Source organism: Arthrobacter sp. EM1 (genome assembly GCF_029964055.1).
GTDB lineage: Bacteria > Actinomycetota > Actinomycetes > Actinomycetales > Micrococcaceae > Arthrobacter.
On sequence record NZ_CP124836.1, the window covers coordinates 976,551 to 995,605 of the forward strand.

The window sequence follows — 19,055 nt, forward strand, 5'->3', positions numbered from 1 at the left end:
AGTCGGGTACCGTAACGGGTATGGCGACACGTACTTCCTCCGCGCCTAGAGGAAACCCCAGCGGTAAATCAGGCAGCTCTTCGACCCGGGGCTCCGGTTCGGCTGCGTCCAAAACCAGCAAGCCCTCCGGTTCAACTGGCGCCTCGCGCACCCGCCAGCTGGCCGTCGTCGAACCCAAACAGCCCTGGCCGGTCCGGGTTGCAGCCGGTGCCTGGCTGGGTGTTGCCCACGTTGTGGGAGCGGGTATCCGCCGGATCGGCTACGACGTCAGCGACCTCGACCCCGGGGACCGCCGCGACGGCGCAGCCCTGTTCAACCTCGCACTAGGGGTCTTCGTCGCCACCTTTGCCTGGTGGGGTTTTCAGGGCTGGTTCCCGGACATGGTGTACGGAATCGTCAACGGCACCTTCGGCTGGATGTCGCTGCTGCTGCCGCTGATGCTCGTGGTCTGTGCCTTTCGGCTGTTCCGCCACCCCGTCGACGGCCGCGGCAACAACCGGATCGGGATCGGTTTCCTGATCATGGCCTTCGCCGGTTCCGGCCTGGCCCACGTCATTGGCGGGCAGCCTACCGTTGCTGAAGGCTTCGACGGACTGCGCCGAGCCGGCGGAATGCTCGGCTACCTTGCCGCGGCCCCGCTTGCCGCCATCCACCCCGCTGTTCCGCTGGCCGTCTACAGCGTGCTTGCTTTTACGTCCCTGCTGATTGTCACCGCCACGCCGTTCGGCGCCATTCCGGGCCGGTTGCACGCCGCGTACGAGCACCTTATGGGCATCGACCTGCAAGATCAGTACACCGACGACGGCAACACCGGCGGCGACAGCACCGGCGGCCGCCACGACCGCAGCTACCTGGACGAAAACAGCACCCCTGCGCCGCCGAAAAAGAAGCGCCGCCGTCTTTTCGGCAAGGACCACGAGGACGAGTCCGGGCTCGAAGGCTACGTCGGCGACGAAGCGTTCGAGCGGGCACTAGTGGCGGACGAGGAAGCCGAAGCCGCCCGCACCGCGAAGGACGCCACATCCGTCGCCCCCGGGGTGCGACGCCCCACCCAGGCGGAGCTAGCCATCGAAAAGATCAAGGCAGCCCAGGGTTTGGGGAGCGCCGCGGCCACAGTTGCAGGAGCGGCCGGGGAAAACGCCACCGAGGCGATCCCGCTGGTCACGCCGGGGATGGTCGCCGCAGGATCGCTGAATCCCGCCGCGCCGGCCCCCGGCGCCGCGGCCTTAGGTGCCGCATCAAAGGTCCCCGCGAATCCGGTGGCCCTGGCACCGCTGCCCACCCCCATCCCGCAGCGTACGGAGCAGCTATCGCTTGCCGGCGACGTTACGTACACGCTGCCGCCGTCGGACGTCCTGACCCCCGGCTCCATCCCGAAGGAGCGCACGGAAGCCAACGACGCGATTGTCGCTTCGTTGACGGAAACCCTGAACCAGTTCAACGTGGACGCCCAGGTCACCGGCTTCAGCCGCGGCCCCACGGTGACCCGCTACGAGATTGAACTCTCCCCGGGCACCAAAGTGGAGCGCGTCACGGCGCTCTCCAAAAACATCTCCTACGCCGTTGCGAGCTCCGATGTGCGCATCCTGAGCCCCATCCCGGGCAAGTCGGCGATCGGAATTGAGATCCCCAACACGGACCGCGAGACGGTGTCCCTCGGTGACGTGCTCCGCAGCCAGAACGCGCGGCGCACGGAGCACCCGATGGTCATGGGAGTCGGCAAGGACGTCGAGGGCGGCTACGTTGTGGCCAACCTTGCCAAGATGCCGCACCTGCTGGTCGCCGGGGCCACCGGTGCCGGCAAGTCCTCGTTTGTGAACTCGATGATCACCTCCATCCTGATGCGTGCCACACCCGACGAGGTCCGGATGGTTATGGTGGACCCCAAACGGGTGGAGCTCACCGCCTATGAAGGTGTCCCGCACCTCATCACTCCAATCATCACCAACCCCAAAAAGGCCGCCGAGGCCCTGCAGTGGGTGGTCCGCGAAATGGACGCCCGCTACGACGACCTCGCCAACTACGGCTTTAAACACATCGACGATTTCAACAAGGCCGTCCGTGCGGGGAAAGTCCACCCGCCCGAGGGCTCCAAACGGGTCATCCGGCCCTACCCCTACCTGTTGATCATCGTGGACGAGCTCGCCGACCTGATGATGGTCGCCCCGCGCGACGTCGAGGATTCGATTGTCCGCATCACCCAGCTGGCCCGTGCTGCCGGCATCCACTTGGTGCTCGCCACCCAGCGTCCCTCCGTGGACGTCGTCACCGGCCTGATCAAGGCCAATGTGCCGTCCCGGATGGCATTTGCCACGTCCTCGGTCACCGATTCCAGGGTGGTGCTGGACCAGCCGGGCGCCGAGAAACTGATCGGCCAGGGCGACGCCCTGTTCCTGCCGATGGGTGCGTCCAAGGCCATGCGTGTCCAGGGTGCCTGGGTCACCGAGTCCGAAATCCACAAGGTGGTCGAGCACGTCAAGGGCCAGCTCAAGGCCGTATACCGCGATGACGTGGCCCCGGAAGCGCCGAAGAAACAGATCGACGACGACATCGGGGACGACCTCGAGGTGCTGCTGCAGGCCACCGAGCTGGTGGTCACCACCCAGTTCGGTTCCACCTCGATGCTGCAGCGCAAGCTGCGCGTCGGCTTCGCGAAGGCCGGCCGGCTGATGGACCTGCTCGAATCCCGCGGTGTGGTGGGCCCCTCCGAGGGTTCCAAAGCCCGCGACGTCCTGGTTAAGCCAGATGACCTCGCCACTGTGCTGGCTGCCATGAAGGGCATGGAGGTGCCGGCCACGGCCGATTCGCAGACCGCAGCGCTGAGCGAGAACGCCAACGCGAACATCGCCCAGGGCGGCTACGCGGAGGACCTCGTCGCCGCCGACTTGGACCGTCGTACGCCGGCCACGGAGTACTACGACGGCGCCGACGGTGGCTCCGGTGGTGGCCCCACCGAGGACGACGGCGGTTCCGAGGACGCCTGGTCGCTCACCGGACGGTAGCCTAGGAACGTGACTAGCGCCGAAGCAAACAGCGCCGGATCCGCTTCCGGGATCTGGAATCTGCCCAACATCCTGACGATGCTGCGGATAGTGATGGTGCCGTTTTTCGTCTGGTTCCTGCTGCTCGATGCTCCCGGGCTCGTCGCCCAGAACGGCGTCTGGCGCTGGATCGCCGGGGCGACTTTCGCCGTTGCGATCTACACTGACAAGCTCGACGGTGACATTGCCCGCAGCCGCGGCCTGATCACCGACTTTGGCAAGATCGCCGACCCGATCGCGGACAAACTGCTGATCGGCTCGGCTCTTGTGATGCTCTCGCTGCTGCAGGAGCTGCCCTGGTGGGTCACCATCCTGATCCTGGTCCGGGAATGGGGCATCACCGCCCTGCGCTTCGTTGTTATCCGCTACGGCGTGATTCCGGCCTCGCGCGGCGGGAAACTCAAGACCGTCACCCAGACGGCGGCGATCTTCCTCTACATCCTTCCGCTGGCCCCGATCGCCCCGTGGCTTGGCGTTGTGGCCTTTGTGGTTATGATGGCGGCCCTCGCGATAACCGTGTGGACCGGCGGAGAATATGTCATCGAGGCCCTCAAGCTGCGCGCCAGCGGCATCCGGGCGCAGCAACAAAAGAAGCTGGAGGGAAGGTCATGAGCAGTCTCCACCCCGCGATTAACCTGCATCGGCTGGCCGAAGAGGCCGTCGCCGGAGCGATCGGCCGCGGACTGACCGTCGCCACGGCCGAATCCCTCACCGCCGGCATGGTCGCCGCGATGCTGGCCGACACCCCCGGTGCCTCCGGCATGCTCCAGGGCGGTGTGGTGTCCTACCAGAACACCGTAAAAGCCGACGTCCTGGGGGTATCCCGGGAACTGCTCGAGACCGTCGGAGCCGTCGACGGCCGGGTTGCCGAAGCCATGGCGGCGGGGGCACGCAGAATCTGCGGAGCCGACGTCGGGATCTCCACTACCGGGGTTGCCGGCCCCGAGCCGCACGGCGGCAAGGACGTGGGTTCCGTTTTTATCGGCGTCGCCACGGCGGAGGGTGCGACGTCGTACGCCTACAGCTTCGAGGGCAACCGGCCGGAAATCCGCGGCCAGGCCTGTGCCGCCGCGCTGGAACGGCTCCTTGAGATACTGGCAGGCGAAGGCGACCGGGCGTAAAGTTGCCGGGAACAAATCTGCACTGCGAATAGTTGTTACATTATGTCGCTTCCGTAGATAGGAGGCGCCTAGGATGAAAGCATCATCAGTGTCCGCTGTGACCGGCGGGCTCGACATAAAGAGGGAGCAAGGCGATACAGATGGTAAAGCAGCCCGTATCCGTTAACGGCGTTGTCCGCTGGAAGGATGTGGGCCTCGCCGATCAGGCTAAGAGCGAACAGAAGGAGCGCAAAATGGTTGTACTTCGTCACGAAATCGGTGATGTTCTGCGCGACGTCCGCCAACGCCAAGGCCGTACCCTCCGCGAAGTCTCGCACAGTGCCCGAGTGTCCCTGGGCTACCTGAGTGAGGTGGAACGGGGCCAGAAGGAAGCCTCCTCGGAGCTGCTCTCCTCGATCTGCTCGGCCCTGGATGTTCCGCTCTCCGGTATGCTCCGCGAAGTCAGTGACCGTGTTGCCGTCGCCGAAGGCGTTGCGGTTCCGGACACCGTCCCGCAGGAGTTCGCCCAGCGCTACGGCCGTGACCTGGACCGTGAGCTAAACTCCGAGCTCAACGATGAGTTGGCCAAGGGCCTCCTCTCCGGGGCACGCTAGCCCCGACTGGAACCACTCGACAAGGGACCCCGGCGGTGTGCCGGGGTCCTTTGTGTGTCCGGTGGGGTGGAACGAGGCAGCTACTGCGGTTCGTCGCGGGGAAAACCGTCACGCTCGTAGGTCGCGTTGAGCTTTGCAATGTAGCGTGAAAGGGTCTGCAGTTCTTCCGGCGGCCACTCGCCAAGCCGTTCGCGGAACACTTCGCGCCGCGCGTCCTGCACCTCATGCATCCTTTCCTCACCCACCGGCGTCAGCCGGATCATCTGGGCGCGGCCGTCGAGCGGATCGGCTTCCTTGGAGACCAGGCCGAGGCGTTCGAGGAAGGCGACCTGCCGGCTCACAGAGGGCTTTCCGACACCGAGGCTGGAGGCAAGTTCGGTCAGCCGCATGGAACCCTGGCGGCGGATGACAATCAGCAGTCCGTAGGCCGCCGGCTCCATGTCGGGGTGGACCTGGCGCGAGAGGTGGTGCGAGATGGACCGCGCGCGGCGCCAGAGCAGGCTCAACTGGTGCTCGACGTCGGTCAGCGCCGCGTCGGTGGAGTTATCAGTGACGCCGGGGAACCCAGGGCCTGCGGCGGGAATGCTCATGGCCACCATTCTAGAGTCCCCGGGGCACCGTGAGAGACTCTAGGGGTGCGAATCAGTGACTTTTGGCGCCTCATGGACGACGAATTCGGGGCCGGGTACTCCCGTGTCCTTGGCAGCTCCCTCGTCTTGGCCGGTGTCGGCGGCCGGACCGCCGACCAGGCCCTGGGCGCCGGCGTTGCCCCCCGGCAGGTATGGCTGGCGCTGTGCGACGTCCAGGATGTGCCGCCCGAGCGGCGGCTGGGCCGGGACGTCAAACCCCGCTGACGCAGACCCCGTGCGGCCGAACGAAGGGTCCGGCCCTGCGGCCACGCCGTGGCGGCGAACGACTGACACGCCGCGCCGATTGTTCGAATATCTGTTCGGGTAGGGCTATGCTTTTTTTAGAGCTTTTTCCACATATGCGGGGCAGGCAGACAACTCTGTCGGTGGGTGCCGGTAGTTTCAGTATCGACCGCAAACTGATCGTGACCGCAGATCAGGAACAGTACACAGGGCCCGAAACGGCCACTCCACAGCGAGAAAGTATTAGAGGTGTGAACCATGGCCGCAGCCCCGGATCGCCAGAAGGCGCTCGACGCAGCGCTTGCCCAGATTGACAAGCAGTTCGGCAAGGGCTCGGTAATGCGCCTGGGCGACGAAGTCCGTGCGCCGATCGAGGTCATTCCCACCGGCTCCATCGCCTTGGACGTTGCGCTGGGAATTGGCGGCCTGCCGCGGGGCCGCGTTGTGGAAATCTACGGTCCGGAATCCTCCGGTAAGACCACCGTGGCACTGCACGCTGTCGCCAATGCCCAGCGCCTGGGCGGCATCGCCGCATTCATCGACGCCGAACACGCACTGGATCCCGAATATGCCGCCAAGCTAGGCGTCGACACCGATGCGCTGCTGGTCTCCCAGCCGGACACCGGCGAGCAGGCCCTGGAAATCATGGACATGCTGATCGGCTCCGGCTCCCTGGACGTTATCGTTATCGACTCCGTCGCGGCGCTTGTTCCCCGCGCGGAAATCGAAGGCGACATGGGCGACAGCCACGTGGGTCTGCAGGCCCGACTGATGAGCCAGGCCCTCCGAAAAATTACCGGCCGTCTAAGCCAGACCAAGACCACGGCAATTTTTATCAACCAGCTGCGCGAAAAGATCGGCGTCTTCTTCGGGTCCCCGGAAACCACCACCGGTGGCAAGGCGCTGAAGTTCTACGCGTCCATCCGCATCGACGTTCGCCGGATCCAGACCCTGAAGGAGGGCGCGGACTCCGTCGGTAACCGCACCAAGGCCAAAATCGTTAAGAACAAAATGGCACCGCCCTTCAAGATCGCCGAGTTCGACATCATTTACGGCCAGGGGATCTCCCGCGAGGGCGGCATCATCGACATGGGTGTTGAACACGGGCTGATCAAGAAGTCCGGGTCCTGGTTCACGTACGACGGTGACCAGCTGGGCCAGGGAATGGAAAACTCCCGGCGTTTCCTGCGCGATAACCCCGAGCTGGCCACCGAGCTGGAACGGCTTATCAAGGAGAAGCTGGGCGTCGGAGTGAAGGCCCCCGCCGAGACCGAAGCATCCCCAAAGCTGAAGGCCGTTGACGGCTTCTAACCGCCGGCCGCGCCAGGGGGCAGGGTTCCCCGCCCGGAGCCCTGCCCCCGCCAACGAGAGGGATGCCGGGGTTAGCGCGGACCCGGCGGCCCTTGCCCGTGCAATTGTGCTCCGGCAGCTGACCAGCGCGCCCAAGACCCGGCTGCAGCTTGCCCGCAAGCTCGCGGAACGGGACGTACCCGACGACGTTGCCAACGCCGTGCTCGACCGTTTCGAAGAAGTGAAGCTCATCGACGACGCGGATTTCGCAGACATGTGGGTGCGGTCCCGTTCGCAGAGCCGCAAACTCGCCAAAGGGGCACTCCGGCGCGAACTCACCGAGAAGGGCATCGACTCGGACACCGCCGCCGCTGCCCTCGAACAGCTCAGCGACGCGGCCGAGGAAGATGCGGGCCGCGAACTGGTACGACGGAAACTCCGCGGCCTGACCGGCTTCGCGGACCGCGCAGAGCGCGACAAAACCACCCGCAGGCTGGCGTCCATGCTCGCCCGCAAGGGCTACCAACCTTCCCTGGCGTTCCGGATCGTCGGCGAAGTGCTGGATGCGGCCGTTGCAGGGTCCGGGCCGGAATCCTGGGAAACCCCGGCACGGCGCCGACCCGGTACCCTTAACAGGTGAGTTTGACCATTCCCTCCCCAGCAGCCGGCAACACCCCTTCCACGGATGCCTCGTCGGCACCCGGCGACGGGCCGGTGCCTGTGCCGCCCCGCACCTACCAGGTGCGCACTTACGGCTGCCAGATGAATGTGCACGACTCCGAGCGGATGTCCGGAATGCTCGAAGCGGCAGGCTATGTTCCGGCCGCCGGCGACCTCGCCGATGTTGTGGTCTTCAACACCTGTGCCGTGCGGGAAAACGCCGACAACAAGCTTTACGGCAATCTCGGCATGCTGGCGCCGGTCAAAGCCGCCAACCCGGGAATGCAGATCGCCGTCGGGGGATGCCTGGCGCAGAAGGACCGGGACACCATCCTGAAAAAGGCTCCGTGGGTGGACGCCGTCTTCGGAACACACAATGTCGGCGCCCTGCCGGCGCTGCTGGAACGGGCCCGCCACAATAACGAAGCACAGCTGGAAATCCTCGAGTCGCTCGACGTTTTCCCTTCCACACTGCCCACCAAACGCGACTCGGTGTATTCCGGCTGGGTATCGATCTCCGTTGGCTGCAATAACACCTGCACCTTCTGCATCGTCCCGGCCCTGCGCGGCAAAGAAAAGGACCGCCGCCCGGGAGACATTCTGGCCGAGATTCAGGCGCTCGTGGCCGACGGGGCGATCGAAGTAACCCTATTGGGCCAAAACGTGAATTCCTACGGCGTGGAGTTCGGTGACCGGCAGGCGTTTTCCAAACTGCTGCGCGCCTGCGGTGATATCCCGGGCCTGGAACGGGTGCGCTTCACGAGCCCGCACCCCGCCGCTTTTACAGACGACGTCATCGACGCCATGGCCGAGACCCCGAACGTGATGCCGCAACTGCACATGCCACTGCAGTCCGGCTCGGACAAGGTCCTCAAGGAGATGAAGCGGTCGTACCGGTCCACCAAGTTCCTCGGCATCCTGGACAAGGTCCGAGCAAAGATTCCGCACGCCGCCATCTCCACTGACATTATCGTCGGATTCCCCGGCGAAACCGAGGAGGACTTCCAGGCCACCCTGGACGTTGTGGAGAAGTCCCGCTTCGCCACAGCCTTTACCTTCCAGTACTCCAAGCGGCCGGGAACGCCCGCCGCGGAGCTGCCGGACCAGCTCCCCAAAGCCGTTGTGCAGGAGCGTTTCGAACGCCTTACCGCACTGCAGGACAGGATTGCGGCCGAGGAGAACGCCCGCCAGCTCGGCCGGCGCGTCGAGGTGATGGTCACCGCCCATGCCGGGCGTAAGTCCGAGGAAACCCATCGGCTCTCCGGCCGGGCACAGGACCAGCGGCTGGTCCACTTCTCCGTGCCTGACGGCGCCGAGACGCCGCGCCCCGGTGACCTCGTTACGGTGACCATCACCGGGGCAGCGGCGTTCCACCTCGTCGCCGACCCGGCGACCGTGGCGGACTTCAGTCTTCGCCGTTCCCGCGCCGGCGACGCCTGGGACAGGTCGCAGGCGGATTCCTGCGGCGCCCCCGCCCCGGCATCGTCAGCCGGAACGAAGGGTGTGTCCCTGGGCATGCCGGCACTGCCCGTGCGCAGCAGCTAGCCCGTGAAAGCCTCGCAGGACGCCCCGGCCGGCCTGGAACCTGTCGCGGGAACCGGCGCCACGCCGGGAATGCCGGTGATCGCCGTCGTCGGGCCGACCGGCTCCGGCAAGTCCGATCTTGCCGTCTCGCTGGCGCTGGAACTCGACGGCGAAGTCATCAATGCCGACTCGATGCAGTTCTACCGAGGCATGGACATTGGCACCGCGAAAATCACCGAGGCCGAACGGAGGGGAGTGCCGCACCACCTTCTGGACATCCTGGACGTGACCGAGGAAGCCAGCGTCTCCGACTTCCAGCAGCACGCCCGAGGGCTCATTGCCGCCATCCATGCCCGCGGCAAACGCGCCATCCTGGCAGGGGGATCCGGTCTCTACGTCCGCGCAGCCCTTGACGTGCTGGAATTCCCCGGCACCGATCCGGTCATCCGGAGCAGGCTGGAGACCGAACTGGAAAACGACGGACCGGCGCTTTTGCGTGCGCGGCTCGAAGGCGTGGACCCGGTTTCCGCGGGCCGGCTCGGCGACGCGCGCCGGATTGTCCGCGCCCTGGAGGTGTTCGAGCTGACCGGGCGGCCTTTCAGCTCCTTTATGCCCAGCCGCGAGTACTTCCAGCCGGCCGTCCAGATCGGGCTCGAGGTGGACCGTGAACGGCTCCGGGAACGGCTCGCCCGCCGGGTACACACCATGGCTGACCGCGGGCTGCTGAACGAGGTCAGCAGGCTGGATGCGGCCGGACTCCGGCGGGGCAAAACAGCACCCCGGGCCCTCGGCTATGCGCAATTCCTCAAGGTCCTCGACGGCGAATCCGACCCAGCCCAGGCAGTGGCGGAAACCATCGTCGCGACCCGGCAGTTTGCCCGGCGCCAACTCACCTGGTTCCGCGCCGACCCCCGAATAGGCTGGCTCGACTGGCAGGACCCGGAACTGTTGGCCAAGGCCGCCGCGCTTTGCGGCGGAGCCGAGTGACCGGAACGTGGCGCCACGGCCGTTTTCCAGCGGCACGCCGCGCGACGGTACCCTTGGTGCATGGATGAAGACTTGGCCGTGGCCGCTGACCGTAAACCCTCCGGGGACAGTGCAGCCCTGGGCGGGCTGAAGTTTTCCAAAGGCCACGGGACGGGCAACGACTTTGTCCTGCTCGCAGACCCCCACGGCACCCTGGCGGTCACCCCGGAGCAGGTTGTCGCACTGTGTGACCGTCATCTGGGAATCGGCGGGGACGGACTGATTCGCGCCGTCCCGTCCCGGCTGCTCGCCGAGGGCCGCGAACTGTTGACGCAAAACCCCCAGGCCGAGTGGTTTATGGACTACCGCAACGGCGACGGCTCACTGTCGGAGATGTGCGGCAACGGTGTCCGCGTCTTTGTCCACTTCCTGGTCAGTGAAGGCCTGATTGAGCTTCCGGCCGGCGAAGCAACGACCATCGGCACCCGGGGCGGCGCCAAGACAGTCGTTCGCACCGCGTCCGGCTACGCGGTGGACATGGGCCCCTGGGAATTCATTTTCCCGGGTGAGGCCACCGCCCGGTCCATGGATTCGCTGGTCAGCGCCGCAGGGTTGGAAGTGGCACGGCCGGCGCTCTCCGTCAGCATGGGCAACCCGCATACCGTTGTGGCGTTGGCAGAAGCCGCTGAACTGGATGGCACGCAGCTCTTTACCGCACCCCACGTTGACCCTGCACCGCCGCACGGCACCAACGTCGAATTCGTGGTTCCCGCCGAGCCGCTGGTCCACGAGGGCGTCGGTACCATCACGATGCGCGTATATGAGCGCGGAGTCGGGGAAACCCAGTCGTGCGGCACCGGCGCCTGCGCCGCGGCCGTCGCGATCCGCCACTGGGCCGGCCAGGGCGCCCCGGACGCCTGGAACGTCCACGTCCCCGGTGGTGTGGTCGGCGTGAAGTTCTTCCTCGGCGCGGAGGGGCACGAGCATGTCGAACTCAGCGGCCCCGCCGTGATCGTCGCTAGTGGGACGCTTTCCTGACCCGAAGGATTCGAAACGACTTCGACGTGCTCTCCCGGGTCACGGTGAAGCCGCTGTCCAGCTCCGCTGCGAGCCAGCGCTGAAGGGAATCGGCACCGAGGTTCTTTTGCACTACCAGCCAAGCTGAGCCGCCCGGAACCAACCGCGGCAGCCACCGGAGCAGGAGTGCGTGCAGCTCGTCCTTGCCGATCCGGATCGGCGGGTTGGACCAGATGGTGTCAAAGCGAAGTTCAGGGTCGACGGCGTCGGGCGTGCTGGCCGTGACATTCTTCAGTCCCAGCAGCGCCGCGTTTTCGTTGCTCAGGGTCACACAGCGTTCGTTGACGTCGACGGCGTAGACGTGTGAGTGGGGTGCCCGCAGGGCCATGGTCAGCGCGATCGCGCCCCAGCCGCAACCGATGTCCAGCAATGTCCCCTGCGGCGCCGGCGCCGGGGCCTCGGCCAGCAGCACGGCAGTGCCTTTGTCGACACCGTCCGGGCTGAAGATGCCCGAGGACGTCTGCAATTGCCGGGTTGCCCCGGCCAGTTCCACTGTGAGTGGCTTGCGGGTGAACGGCCCGGCCGGCTGGGCGGTGAAATAGTGTACAGACTCCATAACCTGCCAGATTAGTTGCCTGCCTGCGCGGATGGGAAACCGGCAGGAGCCAGGTGCGCCGCCGGGCGGAGGCCAGTGCGTCCGGTCCGGGGGAACTTCGCCGTCTGCTAGGCTTAAAAGCATGTTCTTGAACTTCAAGTAGCCGGCGCGGGTTAAAAGGCGCGGGTTAGAGGCCCGGGTTAAAGGCTCGGATTAAATGGCCCGGGTTAAATCCCGTCCCCGCAGCGACGCAGGTAGTCACCTTCCGCTCAGCGCGCCACCCACGATGCTCCCGACATGGACCCACCGCTGGCGCCCGTCCCACTTGGAGATTGGCAGTGCTTATTGCGGCGCGGCCTGCGAAGCTTCTCTTCCTTCTCAAGGCGCCAACCGTGCCTGTTCCCTTTCCCGCCGCTCCGATGAGGAGCCCTTTATGCCCGATGCGCCGTTGCCTCAGGCAACCCAGGAGTCCCGTTTGACCAATAGTCGTCAGCCCAGCGCGAATACCGCCCCACGCAGCACCGATCGGCACTATTCTGAAACTGCCAAACCTCTAAAGGAGACCATGACCAGTCAGCCCAACACCGGACCCGATTCAGCAGCCCAGGACATGAGTCCTGCGGAAATCCAGGCTGTCATCGACCGGATCCTCGCCAAGGACACCCCTGCCCGGGAGCCAGCCCAGACTGCCGGTGCGCCCGCCTCGGTGCTCGGCAAGGCGCAGGCGATTTCCCGGCGGGGCGAAGAGCACAGCAGCTACGACGGCGACCAACAGGACCTCGAGGAACGGCACGCACTGCGCCGGACCGCCGGGCTTTCCACCGAGCTTGAAGACGTCACCGAAGTCGAATACCGCCAACTTCGACTTGAGCGCGTCGTCCTGGCCGGGCTCTGGACAGAAGGGACCCTCGCGGATGCCGAGAATTCGCTCCGCGAACTCGCCGCACTGGCCGAGACCGCGGGTTCGGAGGTCCTCGACGGGATCGTCCAGCGCCGCGCCAAACCCGATCCCGGTACCTTTCTCGGCTCCGGTAAGGCCCAGGAGCTCAAGGACATTGTGATGTCCACCGGCGCGGATACCGTCGTCGTCGACGCCGAACTGGCACCCTCGCAGCGCCGCAGCCTGGAGGACATCGTCAAGGTCAAGGTCATCGACCGGACGGCCCTGATCCTGGACATCTTTGCCCAGCATGCCAAGAGCCGCGAGGGTAAAGCCCAGGTGGAACTCGCGCAGCTCGAATACCTGCTTCCACGGCTGCGCGGCTGGGGCGACTCGATGTCACGCCAGGCCGGTGGCCAGGTAGGCGGCGCCGGCGCCGGCATGGGTTCGCGTGGTCCCGGTGAAACCAAGATTGAACTGGACCGCCGCCGGATCCGCACCCGGATGGCCAAGCTGCGCCGTGAAATCGCAGCAATGAAGCCGGCGCGGGAAACCAAACGGGCCAACCGCCGTCGCAATTCCGTGCCGTCGGTAGCGATCGCCGGGTACACCAATGCCGGCAAGTCCTCGTTGCTGAACCGCCTGACCGACGCCGGAGTCCTGGTGGAGAACGCCCTGTTCGCCACGCTGGATCCGACGGTGCGCAAAGCCGAAACCTCGGACGGCCTGGGCTACACGCTGGCAGATACCGTCGGCTTCGTCCGTTCGCTGCCCACCCAGCTCGTGGAGGCATTCCGCTCCACCCTGGAGGAAGTCGCGGACGCGGATCTGATCCTGCATATCGTGGATGTCTCGCACCCGGATCCGGAAGGCCAGATCGCGGCCGTCCGGGCCGTCTTCAGCGAAGTCGATGCCCGCAAGGTGCCGGAAATCATCGTCCTGAACAAGGCCGACGCCGCCGACCCCTTTGTGATCGAACGGCTTAAGCAGCGCGAACCTCGCCACATTGTGGTGTCGGCACGCACCGGGGAGGGTATCCCGGAACTTCTCAAAGCCATCAGCGAAGGCATCCCGCGGCCCAGCGTGAAGCTGGAACTCATGATTCCCTACAACCGCGGGGACCTGCTCAGCAAGCTGCACGAGACCGACGCCGAAATCCTTAGCCTGGACCACGAGGAAGCAGGCACCCGTGCCGTGGTGATGGTGCGTGAAGGCTTCGCCGCTGAACTGGATTCGTTCATCAGCAATGACTGAGGCAGCGGTGACCGGGGCGGAAGCCGACACGGACCACCCGGCGGGAACCGCCCGGGCAGCGGAGGACGCGGCCACGGCGGTCCCGGCGGCGGTGGACCCTGCCGGGACTGAACCGGACGCAAAGCCGCCGGCTCGAACAGGTGCCCGGGCCGGTGCGGAATTCGTCGTCGAACTGCTCGACCGCGCCGTGGCGGGAATGGGCGGCCAGAGCCGGGACGGCCAGCACGAGATGGCCCGGCAGGTGGCGCACGCGATTGACAGCGGCGACCACCTGCTGGTCCAGGCCGGCACGGGCACCGGCAAATCCCTCGCGTACCTGATCCCGCTGATCGCCCACTCGCTGGTCAGCGACAAGCCCACACTGGTCTCCACCGCCACCCTCGCCCTGCAGACCCAGATCGTTGGCAGGGACCTGCCCCGGCTGCTGAAGACCATCACCCCGGCGCTGGACCGGCCGGTCAAAATTGCCCTCGTCAAGGGACGGTCCAACTACGTGTGCCGGCATAAGCTCGACGGCGGCTTCCCTTCGGAAGAGCCGTCCGAAGGCCAGCTCTTCTCGCTCGGGGAGGATACCTCCGTGCCGCATTTTGCCGCCGCGATGGGCGGCCCGTCCTCCCAGCTCGGCAAGGAGGTCGTCCGGCTCCGCGACTGGGCCGAGGACACCTCGACGGGAGACCGGGATGAGCTTTTGCCAGGGGTCACCGACCGTGCGTGGCGGCAGGTCTCAGTTACCTCGATGGAGTGCCTTGGCGCGCAAAAATGCCCGCTGGCGGCAGAGTGCTTCAGCGAACTCGCCCGCCAGAACGCCGCGGACGCCGACGTTGTTGTCACCAACCACGCCATGCTGGCGGTCAGCGCCTTCGAGGGCCTCGCAGTGCTGCCGGAATACGATGTTGTGGTGGTCGATGAGGCCCATGAACTCCAGGACCGCGTGACCGGCGCGGTCTCCGGCCAGCTCTCCGTCGCGATGGTGCACGCCGCCGCGTCCGGGGCCCGGAAGCACACCGGCATTACGGTGGACGCGCTGAACAACGCCGCCGCCAACCTGGAACTTGCCATTGAGGGCGTCCCCGGCGGGCTGATGCCGAACGGGTTAAACAGTGAACAGCTGGACTGTGTCGACCAGTTGCGGGACGCGTGCCGCGCGGCCCTCTCGGATTCCAAGGGGGACAGCGCCAACACGGCCGACGGCGGCCGCCAGCTGGCGCGCTCGCGCCTGATGGTGATCCTGGAGCTATGCGAACGGCTGCTGGCGGCGCGGGAAAACCGTGAAGTGGTCTGGTTTTCCCGCAACAGCACCTTTGACCCGCAGCAGGGCTACTCCCAGCCCGACGAGTCCGCGCCCGCCCTGGTCAACATCGCTCCGCTCAGTGTCGCCGGCCGGCTCCGTGAGGGCCTCTTCGCGGACCACACTGTAATTCTGACCTCCGCGACCCTGGCGATCGGCTCCGCGTTCGAACCCGCCGCCGGCGGCTTGGGCCTGGTCGGCCCCGGGGCCCCCAGCTGGACCGGCGTCGACGTCGGTTCACCCTTCGAATACCCCAAACAAGGCATTCTCTACGTCGCCAAGCACCTGCCCAAGCCCGGCCGCGGCACGTCCCCGGAAGCCCTCGACGAACTCGAGAAGCTCATCCGCGCCTCCGGCGGCGGGGCGCTGTGCCTGTTTTCGTCCCGCCGCGCCGCCGAGGACGCAGCCGAGGCGATGCGGCCGCGGCTGGACGTCAGCATCCTATGCCAGGGCGACTCGACCATGACCGCGCTTGTAAAACAGTTCGCCGATGAACCGGACACCTGCCTCTTTGGCACCATGTCCCTGTGGCAGGGCGTTGACGTGCCCGGCGCCTCCTGCCGCCTCGTGGTGATCGACCGGATTCCGTTTCCGCGTCCCGATGACCCGCTGATGACTGCCCGGTCCCGCGCCGTGGCACAGGCCGGAGGCAACGGCTTTATGAGCGTTTCCGCGACCCACGCCGCCATCCGCCTGGCCCAGGGCGCAGGCCGGCTGATCCGGACCACCACGGACAGGGGAGTGGTGGCTGTGCTGGATTCACGGCTGTCCACCGAACGCTATGGCGGATTCCTCCGGGCGGCGTTGCCGCCATTTTGGCCCACCAACGATCCCGTGGTCGCCATGGCTGCCCTGGAACGGCTTGGGAAGGAATCCGGGCAGCCCAACTAGCGGCCGCTGACGGGACGGTTTGCAGTGTTTTGGTGCTCCCACCCGGTTCCTTGAACCGGGCCAGGGCTGCAGCACCGGGCCCTCGGCATTCCCTCCGCCGGCTCTCCATCAGGGGCCAGGGAAACTCAGGGGGCAGCGAACCTAAGGGGCAGGGAACATAAGGGGGCGGGGAACCGGGCCGAACGTGCCGGGGGTCATAAGGCCGCGGCCGGGCTACCGGCGCGCCGGGTCGTGGCCGGATCAAGCCGGCACCAACGCGGGCTACAGCGAGCGCAGTACCGAGACGACTTTGCCCATAATGACGGCGTGGTCGCCGAGTATGGGCTCGTACTGCGTGTTCTGCGGCAGCAGCCAGGTGTGGCCGTCGCGCTGCCGGAAGGTCTTAACGGTGGCCTCGTCGTCCAGCAGCGCGGCCACGATATCTCCGTTGACGGCGTCGCCCTGCTGGCGCACCACCACCCAGTCGCCGTCGCAGATGGCTGCATCGATCATGGAATCCCCGGCGACCTTGAGCATAAACAGCTCGCCGTGGCCCACCAGCTGGCGGGGCAACGGCATCACGTCCTCAACGACCTGATCGGCCAGGATCGGACCGCCGGCCGCGATCCGGCCCACCAGCGGCACCATGGCGGTGTCGGTGGCACTGCTCAACTCGGACACGGACAGCCCGCCCACGGTCCGCAGCCCGCCGGCCTTGGCGGCTGGGATCTTTGTGCTTCCCTCATCGAGGGTCAGCGGCATCAGCACTTCCATGGCACGCGGGCGCTTCGGGTCGCGCCGCAGGTAACCCAGCTTTTCCAGTTGTGCGAGCTGGTGGGTGACGCTGGAGAGGCTGGCCAGTCCTACCGTGTCGCCGATCTCGCGCATGGACGGCGGGTAGCCGTTGTCCGTCACGGAGCGCTGGATAGTTTCCAGAATCTTCTTTTGCCGAACGGTAAGGCTCTTCGGTGGCCGGGCAGCCTGCGGGCCCCGCTGGGTGGCCCTGCCGCCAGTGGCTTGTGCTGCCATGTTCGCCAACGCCTTTCCGTTCCGCCCGGCTGCCGTGGCTGCGGCCGCCGGGAACTTCCGGCCTGAAATGTCAGACCCTGCTGATCAACTGCAGAAGTGGTTGTTCTTTGAGTCAAACCTAGGCCAGCCACACCGCTTTTTCAAACATTTGTTCTAGCGAGTCTCGACAATGTTCGTTAATAAGTGCTAAAACAGAACTAACAAGATTCGAACATGTGTTCTATTACTTAGTTGCCCGTGCAGGGCATGGCGTTCGGTTGTTTGTTCGAAAGTTAGGCCGGTTGGCGGCACGTATGTGGAGTGCGCCGGGCGGCACAGTATGGTCCAGGAAGGGCTCAGTTCATGTCAGCATCAAGCGCGTTTCACGACACTTTCGGCCGCGACGCATTCGGCAACTACGGCCGGCACGACGCCGGCGCACCCGGCGGCGGGTCCGCCCCTGCCGTGCAGGACAGCCCCGGCAGCCGGCAGCTCAACGCCGTCCGCGGGCCGCGTGCCCGGCAGGCGCCGCTGAAGCTCACCCGCCGGGGGCGCCTTGTTTTTATCGGCGTGCCGCTGATGCTGCTGGCTGCACTGATTTTGACCCTGAGCGGCTTCCTCAACGCGCCCGCCAAAGCGGCAGAGTCCACCGCTGAGTTGTCACCCACACCAACTGTCACCGTGACGGTGCAGCCGGGGGAGTCGCTCTGGGCCATTGCCGCCGCCGTGGTGCCCAGCCGTGACCCCCGCGACGTCGTTGCCGACATCATCGAGCTGAACAACCTCGAGGCGGCACGCGTGGTGCCGGGCCAGGCCCTTTTCATTCCGTCCACGTAGGGCCATTGAGCGATGGGTCAGGTGTCACAGTTTCCGGGCCCGCGGCGATCTCACTTAAACTAGTGAGGTGACTGACCAGTTAGAGCGCCTGAACCGACTTCCCCTCCGGACCAATCTTCGCGGACTGACGCCCTACGGTGCGCCGCAGCTTGACGTTCCCATCCTGCTGAACGTCAATGAAAACACCCACGGTGTCCCGGCCGATGTGCTCGCCGCGATCTCGGAGGCGGTTACCCTTGCCGCCGCCGGCCTGAACCGCTATCCGGACCGCGAGTTTACGGAGCTGCGCGAAGCCCTTGCGGAATACCTGGGCCACGGGCTGGGCGCGGAGAACATCTGGGCGGCAAACGGTTCCAACGAGGTGCTGCAGCAGATCCTCCAGGCCTTCGGCGGTCCGGGGCGCACTGCCCTTGGTTTCCCTCCCACGTACTCTATGTATCCGCTGCTGGCCGCCGGAACGGACACCGGATACATCACGGGCATCCGTGCCGAGGACTACGGCCTGAGCGCCGGCTCGGCCGCCCGCCAGGTCCGGGAACTGCAGCCGAATATCGTCTTCCTGTGTTCCCCGAACAACCCCACCGGTACGGGTCTGGGCCTGGACGTGGTGAAGGCCGTGTACGAAGCCGGCGAAGCCAGCCAGACGATAGTGATCGTCGACGAGGCGTACCACGAGTTCGCCCACGACGGCACGCCGAGCGCCCTCACCCTCCTGCCCGGGCGGGAGCGCCTGATCGTCTCGCGCACCATGAGCAAGGCTTTTGCCCTTGCCGGTGCCCGCGTTGGCTACATGGCGGCAGCGCCCGAGGTCACCGATGCGCTGCGGCTGGTGCGGCTTCCGTACCACCTTTCGGCGATCACCCAGGCAACAGCCCTGGCCGCCCTGCGGCACCGGGTCGCCCTGATGGCGGATGTTGAGGACATCAAGCGACAACGGGACAGGATAGTTGCCGAGCTGCAGCGTATGGGCCTCAAGCCTGCTGCCTCTGATTCGAACTACGTCTTTTTTGGCGGTCTCGACAGTCCGCACGAGGTCTGGCAGGGGCTGCTGGACGCGGGTGTGCTCATTCGGGACGTTGGCATCCCCGGGCATCTGCGGGTCACTGCGGGCACTGAGACGGAAACCACAGCATTCCTCGGAGCCCTCGAGCGACTCCTGGCCGGCCGCGCAGCGCCGCCCGCCTAGACTTAACACCGGACATCCACACTGCCTGCACGCCGGGCACCGTCGTCATCCAA

Annotated in this window: 17 protein-coding genes; 14 read left to right on the forward strand and 3 right to left on the reverse strand. The window is 66.1% G+C overall.

The genetic code is table 11. The features are described 5' to 3' along the window. Positions 1–20: 20 nt before the first annotated feature. The 4 genes from QI450_RS04335 (at position 21) to QI450_RS04350 (ending at position 4,755) form a co-directional block, all read left to right on the forward strand. Positions 21–3,002: a DNA translocase FtsK gene (locus QI450_RS04335; protein WP_226774374.1), complete on the forward strand. Its 2,982-nt coding sequence runs from the start codon at positions 21–23 to the stop codon at positions 3,000–3,002. 9 nt (positions 3,003–3,011) lie between these two features. Then, positions 3,012–3,653: a CDP-diacylglycerol--glycerol-3-phosphate 3-phosphatidyltransferase gene (gene pgsA, locus QI450_RS04340; protein ID WP_226774373.1), complete on the forward strand. Its 642-nt coding sequence runs from the start codon at positions 3,012–3,014 to the stop codon at positions 3,651–3,653. Beyond that, positions 3,650–4,162: a CinA family protein gene (locus QI450_RS04345; RefSeq protein WP_226774372.1), complete on the forward strand. Its 513-nt coding sequence runs from the start codon at positions 3,650–3,652 to the stop codon at positions 4,160–4,162. Before pgsA ends, QI450_RS04345 begins: the two co-directional genes overlap by 4 nt. A 140-nt stretch (positions 4,163–4,302) precedes the next feature. After that, the gene (locus tag QI450_RS04350; RefSeq protein WP_226774371.1) at positions 4,303–4,755 is read left to right on the forward strand and encodes a helix-turn-helix transcriptional regulator; all 453 of its coding nucleotides are present in this window, start codon (positions 4,303–4,305) and stop codon (positions 4,753–4,755) included. An 80-nt stretch (positions 4,756–4,835) separates the two neighbouring features. On the opposite strand, the gene QI450_RS04355 is transcribed toward QI450_RS04350, so the two are convergent. Further along, entirely contained in the window at positions 4,836–5,345 is a 510-nt protein-coding gene (locus QI450_RS04355; RefSeq protein ID WP_226774370.1) for a MarR family winged helix-turn-helix transcriptional regulator, read from the reverse strand. A gap of 45 nt (positions 5,346–5,390) precedes the next feature. Here QI450_RS04355 and QI450_RS04360 point away from each other — a divergent pair, with 45 nt between their 5' ends. From QI450_RS04360 to dapF, 6 genes are all read left to right on the forward strand, one after another. Beyond that, positions 5,391–5,609, forward strand: coding sequence for a DUF3046 domain-containing protein (locus QI450_RS04360; protein ID WP_226774369.1), 219 nt, complete (start codon positions 5,391–5,393; stop codon positions 5,607–5,609). Positions 5,610–5,885: 276 nt separating this feature from the next. Further along, complete coding sequence (gene recA, locus QI450_RS04365; protein WP_226774368.1) at positions 5,886–6,938, forward strand: recombinase RecA; 1,053 nt, start codon at positions 5,886–5,888, stop codon at positions 6,936–6,938. A gap of 103 nt (positions 6,939–7,041) precedes the next feature. Continuing rightward, positions 7,042–7,557 carry a regulatory protein RecX gene (locus QI450_RS04370; RefSeq protein WP_226774386.1) on the forward strand — a complete coding sequence of 172 codons (516 nt, stop codon included), beginning with the start codon at positions 7,042–7,044 and terminating at the stop codon, positions 7,555–7,557. Beyond that, positions 7,554–9,122, forward strand: a complete 1,569-nt coding sequence (miaB, locus tag QI450_RS04375) for a tRNA (N6-isopentenyl adenosine(37)-C2)-methylthiotransferase MiaB (protein WP_226774367.1) — start codon at positions 7,554–7,556, stop codon at positions 9,120–9,122. Before QI450_RS04370 ends, miaB begins: the two co-directional genes overlap by 4 nt. A 69-nt stretch (positions 9,123–9,191) precedes the next feature. Then, positions 9,192–10,088 carry a tRNA (adenosine(37)-N6)-dimethylallyltransferase MiaA gene (gene miaA, locus QI450_RS04380; protein WP_226774385.1) on the forward strand — a complete coding sequence of 299 codons (897 nt, stop codon included), beginning with the start codon at positions 9,192–9,194 and terminating at the stop codon, positions 10,086–10,088. Positions 10,089–10,148: 60 nt separating this feature from the next. Beyond that, positions 10,149–11,105, forward strand: coding sequence for a diaminopimelate epimerase (gene dapF, locus QI450_RS04385; RefSeq protein WP_226774366.1), 957 nt, complete (start codon positions 10,149–10,151; stop codon positions 11,103–11,105). On the opposite strand, the gene QI450_RS04390 is transcribed toward dapF, so the two are convergent. Beyond that, entirely contained in the window at positions 11,086–11,700 is a 615-nt protein-coding gene (locus QI450_RS04390; protein WP_226774365.1) for a methyltransferase, read from the reverse strand. The genes dapF and QI450_RS04390 overlap by 20 nt on opposite strands. A gap of 544 nt (positions 11,701–12,244) precedes the next feature. Here QI450_RS04390 and hflX point away from each other — a divergent pair. After that, complete coding sequence (gene hflX, locus QI450_RS04395) at positions 12,245–13,813, forward strand: GTPase HflX (RefSeq protein WP_226774364.1); 1,569 nt, start codon at positions 12,245–12,247, stop codon at positions 13,811–13,813. Continuing rightward, positions 13,806–15,992, forward strand: coding sequence for an ATP-dependent DNA helicase (locus QI450_RS04400; RefSeq protein WP_226774363.1), 2,187 nt, complete (start codon positions 13,806–13,808; stop codon positions 15,990–15,992). The genes hflX and QI450_RS04400 overlap by 8 nt, the downstream gene beginning before the upstream one ends. A gap of 261 nt (positions 15,993–16,253) precedes the next feature. On the opposite strand, the gene lexA is transcribed toward QI450_RS04400, so the two are convergent. Then, positions 16,254–17,000: a transcriptional repressor LexA gene (lexA, locus tag QI450_RS04405; RefSeq protein ID WP_226773806.1), complete on the reverse strand. Its 747-nt coding sequence runs from the start codon at positions 16,998–17,000 to the stop codon at positions 16,254–16,256. A gap of 342 nt (positions 17,001–17,342) precedes the next feature. On the opposite strand from lexA, the gene QI450_RS18080 reads away from it, so the two are divergent. Both QI450_RS18080 and QI450_RS04415 read left to right on the forward strand, forming a co-directional pair. Then, the gene (locus QI450_RS18080; RefSeq protein WP_309485673.1) at positions 17,343–17,816 is read left to right on the forward strand and encodes a LysM peptidoglycan-binding domain-containing protein; all 474 of its coding nucleotides are present in this window, start codon (positions 17,343–17,345) and stop codon (positions 17,814–17,816) included. Positions 17,817–17,883: 67 nt separating this feature from the next. After that, positions 17,884–19,002 (forward strand): histidinol-phosphate transaminase, encoded by a 1,119-nt coding sequence (locus QI450_RS04415; protein ID WP_226773805.1) that lies wholly within the window; start codon positions 17,884–17,886, stop codon positions 19,000–19,002. The last annotated feature ends 53 nt before the right edge of the window (positions 19,003–19,055 follow it).

What these genes read in the sequence shown, in the direction of transcription:
- recA (WP_226774368.1), top strand. Translation starts at nt 5,886, where the DNA reads ATGGCCGCAGCCCCGGATCGCCAGAAGGCGCTCGACGCAGCGCTTGCC.
- QI450_RS04350 (WP_226774371.1), top strand. Translation starts at nt 4,303, where the DNA reads ATGGTAAAGCAGCCCGTATCCGTTAACGGCGTTGTCCGCTGGAAGGAT.
- QI450_RS18080 (WP_309485673.1), top strand. Translation starts at nt 17,343, where the DNA reads ATGTCAGCATCAAGCGCGTTTCACGACACTTTCGGCCGCGACGCATTC.
- QI450_RS04335 (WP_226774374.1), top strand. Translation starts at nt 21, where the DNA reads ATGGCGACACGTACTTCCTCCGCGCCTAGAGGAAACCCCAGCGGTAAA.
- QI450_RS04390 (WP_226774365.1), bottom strand. Translation starts at nt 11,700, where the DNA reads ATGGAGTCTGTACACTATTTCACCGCCCAGCCGGCCGGGCCGTTCACC.
- hflX (WP_226774364.1), top strand. Translation starts at nt 12,245, where the DNA reads ATGACCAGTCAGCCCAACACCGGACCCGATTCAGCAGCCCAGGACATG.
- QI450_RS04400 (WP_226774363.1), top strand. Translation starts at nt 13,806, where the DNA reads ATGACTGAGGCAGCGGTGACCGGGGCGGAAGCCGACACGGACCACCCG.
- QI450_RS04345 (WP_226774372.1), top strand. Translation starts at nt 3,650, where the DNA reads ATGAGCAGTCTCCACCCCGCGATTAACCTGCATCGGCTGGCCGAAGAG.
- miaA (WP_226774385.1), top strand. Translation starts at nt 9,192, where the DNA reads ATGCCGGTGATCGCCGTCGTCGGGCCGACCGGCTCCGGCAAGTCCGAT.
- dapF (WP_226774366.1), top strand. Translation starts at nt 10,149, where the DNA reads ATGGATGAAGACTTGGCCGTGGCCGCTGACCGTAAACCCTCCGGGGAC.
- QI450_RS04355 (WP_226774370.1), bottom strand. Translation starts at nt 5,345, where the DNA reads ATGAGCATTCCCGCCGCAGGCCCTGGGTTCCCCGGCGTCACTGATAAC.
- lexA (WP_226773806.1), bottom strand. Translation starts at nt 17,000, where the DNA reads ATGGCAGCACAAGCCACTGGCGGCAGGGCCACCCAGCGGGGCCCGCAG.